The organism is Alkalibacterium sp. 20 (genome assembly GCF_001885615.1).
In the GTDB taxonomy this organism is placed as follows: domain Bacteria; phylum Bacillota; class Bacilli; order Lactobacillales; family Carnobacteriaceae_A; genus Alkalibacterium.
On sequence record NZ_LSRN01000008.1, the window covers coordinates 1 to 380 of the forward strand.

At 42.1% G+C, this 380-nt stretch carries 1 tRNA gene and 1 rRNA gene; both read left to right on the forward strand.

What is annotated here, in order from left to right:
- Positions 1-61: ribosomal RNA gene (locus tag AX762_RS01775) — 16S ribosomal RNA — on the forward strand; the annotation flags it as partial.
- A gap of 95 nt (positions 62-156) precedes the next feature.
- Positions 157-229: transfer RNA gene (locus tag AX762_RS01780), tRNA-Ala, on the forward strand.
- The last annotated feature ends 151 nt before the right edge of the window (positions 230-380 follow it).

Here is a 380-nt window from a genome sequence, read left to right on the forward strand (position 1 = left end):
GATTGGGGTGAAGTCGTAACAAGGTAGCCGTATCGGAAGGTGCGGCTGGATCACCTCCTTTCTAAGGATATTGCCATTAGGGCAAACGGAGCCTACACATTTGATGATTACTTTGTTTAGTTTTGAGAGATTTTTTTCTCGTTAATATGATATTATGGGGCCTTAGCTCAGCTGGGAGAGCGCCTGCCTTGCACGCAGGAGGTCAGCGGTTCGATCCCGCTAGGCTCCATCAGCAATTCTAAAATAAGAATTGCTTTGTTCTTTGAAAACTAGATAGTTGATTTTATAACAAACACAAAAGTTGAGAAACAACACCGAAACAAATAAAACTGAGACCGTCTTGTTTAGACAAGACACTCAGCGCTATAAATACCCTTAAC